Raw genomic sequence first — 8,179 nt, forward strand, 5'->3', positions numbered from 1 at the left:
ACCTGTTTGAGCGAGAGTTACTCGTCTTCCAGTTCGATGTTGATACCCAGCGAACGAATCTCTTTCAACAGTACGTTGAAGGACTCTGGCATGCCCGGCTCCATCTGATGGTTGCCGTCCACGATGTTTTTATACATCTTGGTACGACCGTTCACGTCATCAGACTTAACGGTGAGCATTTCCTGCAGGGTGTATGCTGCGCCGTATGCTTCAAGCGCCCACACTTCCATCTCCCCGAAGCGCTGACCACCGAACTGCGCCTTACCACCCAGCGGCTGCTGAGTAACCAGGCTGTAAGAACCGGTAGAACGCGCGTGCATCTTGTCATCAACCAGGTGGTTCAGTTTCAGCATGTACATGTAACCCACGGTTACCTGGCGCTCGAACTGCTCACCGGTACGACCGTCGAACAGAGTGATCTGGCCAGAACTTGGCAGGCCACCCAGCTGTAACAGTTCCTTGATTTCAGACTCTTTCGCACCATCGAAGACTGGCGTTGCGATTGGCATACCTTTTTTCAGGTTCTCTGCCAGACGCAGCACTTCTTCATCGCTGAAGGTGTTCAGGTCGACTTTCTGGCGAACATCAGTACCCAGATCGTACGCACGCTGGATGAATTCGCGCAGTTTCGCGACTTCTTGCTGCTGTTTCAGCATGGCGTTGATCTTGTCGCCGATGCCTTTTGCAGCCATACCCAGGTGAGTTTCGAGGATCTGACCGATGTTCATACGAGACGGTACACCCAGCGGGTTCAGTACGATATCTACCGGCGTACCGTTAGCATCGTGCGGCATATCTTCGATCGGGTTGATCTTAGAGATAACACCCTTGTTACCGTGACGACCTGCCATCTTATCACCAGGCTGGATCTGACGTTTAACAGCCAGATACACCTTAACAATCTTCAGCACGCCTGGTGCCAGATCGTCGCCCTGAGTGATTTTGCGGCGTTTCGCTTCGAGTTTCTTCTCGAACTCGTGTTTCAGTTCGTCATACTGCTCAGCCAGCTGTTCCAGCTGATTTTGTTTCTCTTCGTCGGCCAGGCCCAGTTCCAGCCAGCGGTCGCGTGGCAGTTTGTCGAGCTTCTCAGCTTCAACACCACCGGCAACCAGCACCGCGTAGATACGACCAAACAGGCCAGCTTCGAGGATCTGCAGCTCTTCAGACAGGTCTTTCTTAGCCTGCTTCAGTTGCATCTCTTCGATTTCCAGCGCACGTTTGTCTTTTTCTACGCCATCGCGAGTAAAGACCTGAACGTCGATAACCGTACCGGAAACACCGTTCGGCACACGCAGAGAAGAGTCTTTAACGTCAGACGCTTTCTCACCGAAGATCGCGCGCAGCAGTTTCTCTTCTGGCGTCAGCTGGGTTTCACCTTTCGGCGTTACCTTACCAACCAGAATGTCGCCGCCGGTCACTTCTGCACCGATGTAAACGATACCGGATTCATCCAGTTTGGAGAGCGCAGCTTCACCCACGTTCGGGATGTCAGCGGTGATCTCTTCTGGCCCCAGCTTGGTGTCACGAGACACACACGCCAGTTCCTGGATGTGAATAGTGGTGAAACGATCTTCCTGAACCACACGCTCGGAAACGAGGATGGAGTCTTCGAAGTTGTAACCGTTCCACGGCATGAACGCTACGCGCATGTTCTGACCGAGCGCCAGTTCACCAAGGTCGGTGGACGGACCGTCAGCCAGCACGTCGCCGCGCTCAATTGGCTCACCCAGAGACACACATGGCATCTGGTTGATACAGGTGTTCTGGTTAGAACGGGTGTACTTGGTCAGGTTGTAGATGTCGATACCTGCTTCGCCCGGGTACATCTCGTCTTCGTTAACTTTGATAACGATACGGGATGCATCCACGTACTGAACGGTACCGCCACGTTTAGCAACTGCAGTAACACCGGAGTCAACGGCAACAGCACGTTCCATACCGGTACCAACCAGCGGCTTATCAGCGCGCAGAGTTGGAACCGCCTGACGTTGCATGTTCGCACCCATCAATGCACGGTTGGCGTCATCGTGTTCCAGGAACGGGATCAGGGACGCACCGACGGAAACCACCTGCTGGGTGGAAACGTCCATGTAGTCAACCTGGTCACGACTGAACAAGCTCGATTCACCTTTGCTACGACAGGTAACCAGATCTTCTACAAAGTGGCCTTCGTCATCCAGGTTGGAGTTCGCCTGAGCGATGACGTAGTTACCTTCTTCGATAGCAGACAGGTAATGAATTTCGTCGGTTACAACACCGTCAGTCACTTTACGATACGGGGTCTCAAGGAAACCGTATTCGTTAGTCTGTGCGTACACGGACAGGGAGTTGATCAGACCGATGTTTGGACCTTCAGGCGTTTCGATTGGACATACGCGACCGTAGTGAGTCGGGTGTACGTCTCGAACTTCAAAGCCTGCGCGCTCACGGGTCAGACCGCCTGGGCCGAGTGCAGAGATACGACGCTTGTGCGTGATCTCAGACAGCGGGTTGTTCTGGTCCATAAACTGAGACAGCTGGCTGGAACCAAAGAACTCTTTCACTGCTGCGGAGATCGGCTTGGCGTTGATCATATCCTGAGGCATCAGGGTATCCAGATCGCCCAGAGACAGACGCTCTTTCACCGCACGCTCTACACGTACCAGGCCAACGCGGAACTGGTTTTCCGCCATTTCGCCAACGGAACGGATACGACGGTTACCGAGGTGGTCGATATCGTCCACTTCGCCTTTACCGTTACGGATATCGATGAGCTTCTTCATCACTTCGATGATGTCTTCTTTGCTCAGGATACCGGAACCTTCGATCGCGTCACGCAGCAGAGAACGGTTGAACTTCATACGACCAACCGCGGACAGATCGTAGCGGTCTTCGGAGAAGAACAGGTTCTCGAACAGGCTTTCAGCCGCTTCACGAGTCGGTGGCTCACCCGGGCGCATCATGCGGTAGATTTCTACCAGCGCGCTCAGACGATCGGTGGTTGGGTCGACACGTACGGTTTCGGACATGTACGGACCGTGGTCCAGATCGTTGGTGAACAGCGTTTCGATACGCTTGTGGCCAGACTGGCTCAGCTTAGCCAGCAAATCCAGGCTCAGCTCCATGTTAGCCGGGCAGATCAGCTCGCCAGTGGATGCATCAACGTAATCTTTTGCAGCTACTTTTCCAGCAATGTATTCAACCGGGACTTCGATGTGTTTGATATCATCTTTTTCCAGCTGACGGATGTGGCGCGCAGTAATACGGCGGCCTTTCTCAACATACACTTTGCCGTCGGCTTCGATGTCGAACGACGCGGTATCACCACGCAGACGCTCAGGCACCAGTTCCATTTGCAGCTTGTTGTCGCGAATTTCGAAGACAACTTTCTCAAAGAACAGATCAAGAATCTGCTCAGTGGTGTAGTTCAGCGCACGCAGAATGATGGTCGCAGGCAGTTTACGACGACGGTCGATACGGACAAACAGGTTGTCTTTCGGATCGAACTCGAAGTCCAGCCAGGAACCACGGTAAGGAATGATACGCGCGTTATACAGTACTTTACCGGATGAGTGCGTTTTACCTTTATCGCTGTCGAAGAAGACGCCCGGGCTACGGTGCAGCTGGGAAACGATAACACGCTCAGTACCGTTGATGACGAAAGTACCGTTGTCAGTCATGAGTGGAATTTCACCCATGTAGACTTCTTGTTCTTTAATGTCTTTGACGGTGCCTTCCGGCGCTTCGCGCTCGTAGATCACCAGACGCAGTTTAACGCGCAGCGGTGCCGAGTAGGTCACGCCACGGATTTGACATTCCTGAACGTCAAATACCGGTTCGCCAAGGCGGTAGCTGACGTATTGCAGCTCGGAATTACCGCTGTAGCTCTTAATTGGGAACACGGAACGGAAGGCTGCTTCCAGGCCGTACTGCCCTTCAGGATCTTGCTCGATAAACTTCTGGAACGAGTCAAGCTGGATAGAAAGGAGATATGGAATGTCCAGAACTTGTGGACGTTTACCAAAATCCTTACGAATACGTTTTTTCTCGGTATAGGAGTAAACCATAGGGTTCCTCAGCTCGCTGACAAGTCGACCCATCTGTCCATTGGCGGACAGTTTGTGCAACACCATTTTGTTGATCGGAAAATCGAACACTTTCCGCAATGCCTGTTGCTATCACGCTTAAACCATTTCATTGCGATTTACCCAGAGCGAGCACCCTGTCGCAGTATATTAAGTCGTCGATAGAAACAAGCATTGTCAGGACTACCAGCAGTCAAACAGTGTGAAATGCTACTGGCGCCTTACAGCGCAAAAAGGCTGGTGACTAAAAAGTCACCAGCCATCAGCCTAATTTCTCAGGCTGCAACCGGAAGGGTTGGCTTATTTAACTTCAACTTCAGCGCCAGCTTCTTCCAGAGATTTTTTCAGTGCTTCTGCGTCGTCTTTGCTCACGCCTTCTTTCAGCGCAGCTGGAGCAGATTCTACCAGGTCTTTAGCTTCTTTCAGACCCAGGCCAGTTGCAGCACGTACTGCTTTGATTACAGCAACTTTGTTAGCGCCAGCAGCTTTCAGAATTACGTCGAATTCAGTTTTTTCTTCAGCAGCTTCAACCGGGCCAGCAGCTACAGCTACAGCAGCAGCAGCAGAAACACCGAATTTTTCTTCCATTGCAGAGATCAGTTCTACAACGTCCATTACGGACATAGCGGATACTGCTTCAATGATTTGATCTTTAGTGATAGACATTTAAATTGTTCCTGAAAATCAGAATAAGTTTATACGTAAGCGAATACTTGATAAAGATGACTGCTATTAAGCAGCTTCTTTCGCATCGCGAACAGCAGCCAGAGTGCGAACCAGTTTGCCAGCCGAAGCTTCTTTCATGGTTGCCATCAGGCGTGCAATTGCTTCTTCGTAGGTCGGCAGGGTTGCCAGGCGATCGATTTGCGATGCCGGGATCAACTCACCTTCAAAGGCTGCAGCTTTAACCTCGAATTTTGCATTCGCTTTCGCGAAATCTTTGAACAGACGAGCGGCAGCGCCCGGGTGTTCCATAGAATATGCAATCAAGGTTGGACCAACAAACGTGTCTTTCAGGCACTCGAACTGAGTACCTTCAACTACGCGGCGCAGCAGGGTGTTACGAACAACACGCATGTAAACGCCAGCTTCACGACCTGCTTTACGCAGTTCAGTCATTTTATCTACAGTAACGCCACGGGAATCCGCAACTACTGCAGACAGCGCGCCTTTGGCTACTTCGCTGACTTCAGCAACAATCGCTTGTTTGTCTTGAAGATTTAAAGCCATTAGCTTTGCTCCTGGATGTTTGCCGGGACTCATGTCCCGGAACTCACTTCACTCTTCCCAACGGAAAGAGCGTCTTAATACGGTGAGCAGAAACAAGCCAGAGTATCCAAAAATAATCTTAGCGTTCTGTCACCGTCTACGCAGGGGATTAAGTCTCTTGCGAAACACCTGCGGTCTTCGACGGAGGCCTGGATAGGCCAGGCTCCAACGAACAAATTCTTTAGCCGCTAACTTTCGTTAGCAAACGTGGGGGTAAGATTGTAGACAAAATCACCGCCCACGTAAAGGCATTAGTTTGCAGCAGCGCTCAGGCCAGCCTGGTCAACTGCAACACCTGCACCCATGGTGGTGGAGATGCTAACTTTCTTGATGTACACGCCTTTCGCCTGAGTTGGTTTCGCTTTTTTCAGCGCAACCAGCAGAGATTCCAGGTTTTCTTTCAGTTTGTCAGCGTCAAAGTCCACTTTACCGATGGTGGTGTGGATGATGCCGTTTTTGTCGTTACGATAACGAACCTGACCTGCTTTAGCGTTCTTAACCGCTTCAGCAACGTTAGGAGTTACAGTACCCACTTTCGGGTTTGGCATCAGGCCGCGTGGACCCAGAACCTGGCCCAGCTGGCCAACAACGCGCATTGCATCCGGGGAAGCAATAACAACGTCAAAGTTCATTTCGCCTTTCTTGATCTGGTCAGCCAGATCTTCCATACCTACCAGCTCAGCGCCTGCAGCTTTAGCAGCTTCAGCGTTTGCGCCTTGGGCAAATACGGCTACGCGAACGGAACGGCCAGTACCGTGTGGCAGTACAGTTGCACCACGTACGTTCTGATCAGATTTACGAGCATCGATGCCCAGGTTAACAGCAACGTCAACGCTTTCAACGAACTTAGCGGTAGCCAGTTCTTTCAGCAGAGCGATCGCCTCGTTGATGTCGTACTGTTTGGTCGCATCAACTTTGTTACGGATCACGGACATGCGCTTGGTCAGTTTAGCCATTTCTTAGTCCTCCACTACCAGGCCCATGGAACGTGCAGTACCTTCGATGGAGCGAGTCATCGCTTCAACGTCGGAACCAGTCATGTCGGCAGCTTTGGTCTGCGCGATTTCCTGCAGCTGGGCGCGGGAAATTTTACCCACTTTGTCTTTGTTCGGCTTGCCGGAACCAGACTTGATACCAGCCGCTTTCTTCAGCAGAACTGCTGCTGGAGGGGTCTTGGTAACGAAAGTGAAAGAACGGTCAGCGTAAACAGTGATTACGACTGGGATTGGCAGACCTTTTTCCAGGGATTCGGTTTTGGCGTTGAACGCTTTACAGAATTCCATGATGTTCACACCCTGCTGACCCAGAGCTGGACCAACTGGTGGACTTGGGTTCGCCATACCAGCTGCAACCTGCAGCTTGACGTAGGCTTGTACTTTCTTAGCCATTCTAAAATCCTCTGATTGGGTAATAGCGCCTCAAGGAGGCTCCCCGTGAATAAAAATCGTTTTACGGGCCGAGGCCCATAAAAACAAAAGGCGCGAAATTGTATTCCAATCTCGCGCCCTGTGCAACGATTAAATCGTCGCTTTTTTGATCGCTGCTTAGGCTTTTTCTACCTGGGCAAAGTCCAGTTCTACCGGGGTCGCACGACCGAAGATAGAAACGGAAACTTTCAGGCGGGACTTCTCGTAGTCCACTTCTTCAACCACGCCGTTAAAGTCAGCAAACGGACCGTCATTAACACGAACCATTTCACCCGGTTCAAACAGCGTTTTCGGACGCGGCTTATCACCAACCTGCTGCAGGCGGTTCATAATCGCATCAACTTCTTTGTCGCTGATTGGCGCCGGACGGTCAGACGTGCCGCCGATAAAGCCCATTACGCGCGGTACGCTGCGCACTAAGTGCCAGCTTGCATCGTTCATCACCATCTGAACAAGCACGTAACCCGGGAAGAATTTGCGTTCGCTTTTGCGACGCTGGCCGCCACGGATCTCGACCACTTCTTCGGTCGGAACCATAACTTCACCAAACAACTCTTCCATATTATGTAATTTGATATGCTCACGCAGCGACGTTGCTACGCGGCCTTCAAAACCGGAAAACGCCTGAACGACGTACCAGCGCTTTTTAGGGGCTTCAGACATCTCAGAACCTCAGGCCAGTGATAAAGGATACCAGGCGAACCAGAATACCATCCAGTCCCCACAGGATCAGTGACATTACAGCGGTAACCGCAGCTACAATCAGCGTGGTGTGCAATGTTTCCTGGCGAGTCGGCCAAATGACCTTACGGACTTCGGTTCTCGCTTCGCGGGCAAAAGCGACAGTCGCTTTACCTTTGGTCGTCAACAGCGCGACACCACCCGCTGCAGCAATCAGAATTACCACTGCCAGCGCGCGTAGCGGCAGCATCATGTCGCGATAAAGGTAGTTGCCAACGATTGCTACGATCAACAATACGGCTACCACTACCCATTTCATCGCTTCCAGGCCGCGCCCGCTCCCTTGAGCTTCGGTATTCGCACTCATAAACCAACCTGTCAGAAGTATTCTACAAACATTTTCACCCCGCGATAGCGAGGCGAACCAAACCGAAATGCTCTGTTGCGTTTCGGACTAAAACGCCCTCTTCAGAGCCTGTCTCAGCAATGATTATGACAAATAAAATCACTGATGAGCCAGGTTCTGTTTCGAAAGCGTGCAAAAAGGGCATCAAATGATGCCCTTTTCATGCGCATTGCGTCAAATGTTATCAGCAATTAGCCGAGAACTTTAGCAACAACGCCCGCGCCAACGGTACGGCCACCTTCGCGGATTGCGAAGCGCAGACCATCGTCCATTGCGATTGGGTGGATCAGGGTAACAACCATCTTGATGTTGTCGCCTGGCATTACCATCTC

7 protein-coding genes and 1 pseudogene are annotated in these 8,179 nt (G+C 51.6%); all 8 read right to left on the minus strand.

Annotated elements, in window-relative coordinates; all coding sequences use genetic code 11:
* Positions 1-17: 17 nt before the first annotated feature.
* Complete coding sequence (gene rpoB, locus ABIE02_RS22080) at positions 18-4,046, minus strand: DNA-directed RNA polymerase subunit beta (RefSeq protein ID WP_032615919.1); 4,029 nt, start codon at positions 4,044-4,046, stop codon at positions 18-20.
* 318 nt (positions 4,047-4,364) lie between these two features.
* Positions 4,365-4,730: a 50S ribosomal protein L7/L12 gene (gene rplL, locus ABIE02_RS22085; protein WP_032615884.1), complete on the minus strand. Its 366-nt coding sequence runs from the start codon at positions 4,728-4,730 to the stop codon at positions 4,365-4,367.
* A 66-nt stretch (positions 4,731-4,796) separates the two neighbouring features.
* Entirely contained in the window at positions 4,797-5,294 is a 498-nt protein-coding gene (gene rplJ, locus ABIE02_RS22090) for a 50S ribosomal protein L10 (protein ID WP_024548056.1), read from the minus strand.
* A gap of 290 nt (positions 5,295-5,584) precedes the next feature.
* The gene (gene rplA, locus ABIE02_RS22095; RefSeq protein ID WP_032615880.1) at positions 5,585-6,289 is read right to left on the minus strand and encodes a 50S ribosomal protein L1; all 705 of its coding nucleotides are present in this window, start codon (positions 6,287-6,289) and stop codon (positions 5,585-5,587) included.
* Between the two features lie 3 nt (positions 6,290-6,292).
* Complete coding sequence (rplK, locus tag ABIE02_RS22100; protein ID WP_032615878.1) at positions 6,293-6,721, minus strand: 50S ribosomal protein L11; 429 nt, start codon at positions 6,719-6,721, stop codon at positions 6,293-6,295.
* A gap of 156 nt (positions 6,722-6,877) precedes the next feature.
* The gene (gene nusG / locus ABIE02_RS22105; protein WP_003862341.1) at positions 6,878-7,423 is read right to left on the minus strand and encodes a transcription termination/antitermination protein NusG; all 546 of its coding nucleotides are present in this window, start codon (positions 7,421-7,423) and stop codon (positions 6,878-6,880) included.
* Position 7,424: 1 nt separating this feature from the next.
* On the minus strand, positions 7,425-7,808 hold the full coding sequence (gene secE, locus ABIE02_RS22110; protein ID WP_003862342.1) for a preprotein translocase subunit SecE: 384 nt from the start codon (positions 7,806-7,808) through the stop codon (positions 7,425-7,427).
* Positions 7,809-8,038: 230 nt separating this feature from the next.
* Positions 8,039-8,179 (minus strand): annotated as a pseudogene (tuf, locus tag ABIE02_RS22115) (elongation factor Tu); the annotation flags it as partial.

This window comes from Leclercia sp. 1548 (assembly GCF_050435045.1).
Taxonomy (GTDB): Bacteria; Pseudomonadota; Gammaproteobacteria; order Enterobacterales; family Enterobacteriaceae; genus Enterobacter; species Enterobacter adecarboxylatus.

Coding starts and splice junctions, on each gene's coding strand:
- rplK (WP_032615878.1), bottom strand. CDS start 6,721: ATGGCTAAGAAAGTACAAGCCTACGTCAAGCTGCAGGTTGCAGCTGGT.
- rplA (WP_032615880.1), bottom strand. CDS start 6,289: ATGGCTAAACTGACCAAGCGCATGTCCGTGATCCGTAACAAAGTTGAT.
- nusG (WP_003862341.1), bottom strand. CDS start 7,423: ATGTCTGAAGCCCCTAAAAAGCGCTGGTACGTCGTTCAGGCGTTTTCC.
- rpoB (WP_032615919.1), bottom strand. CDS start 4,046: ATGGTTTACTCCTATACCGAGAAAAAACGTATTCGTAAGGATTTTGGT.
- rplJ (WP_024548056.1), bottom strand. CDS start 5,294: ATGGCTTTAAATCTTCAAGACAAACAAGCGATTGTTGCTGAAGTCAGC.
- secE (WP_003862342.1), bottom strand. CDS start 7,808: ATGAGTGCGAATACCGAAGCTCAAGGGAGCGGGCGCGGCCTGGAAGCG.
- rplL (WP_032615884.1), bottom strand. CDS start 4,730: ATGTCTATCACTAAAGATCAAATCATTGAAGCAGTATCCGCTATGTCC.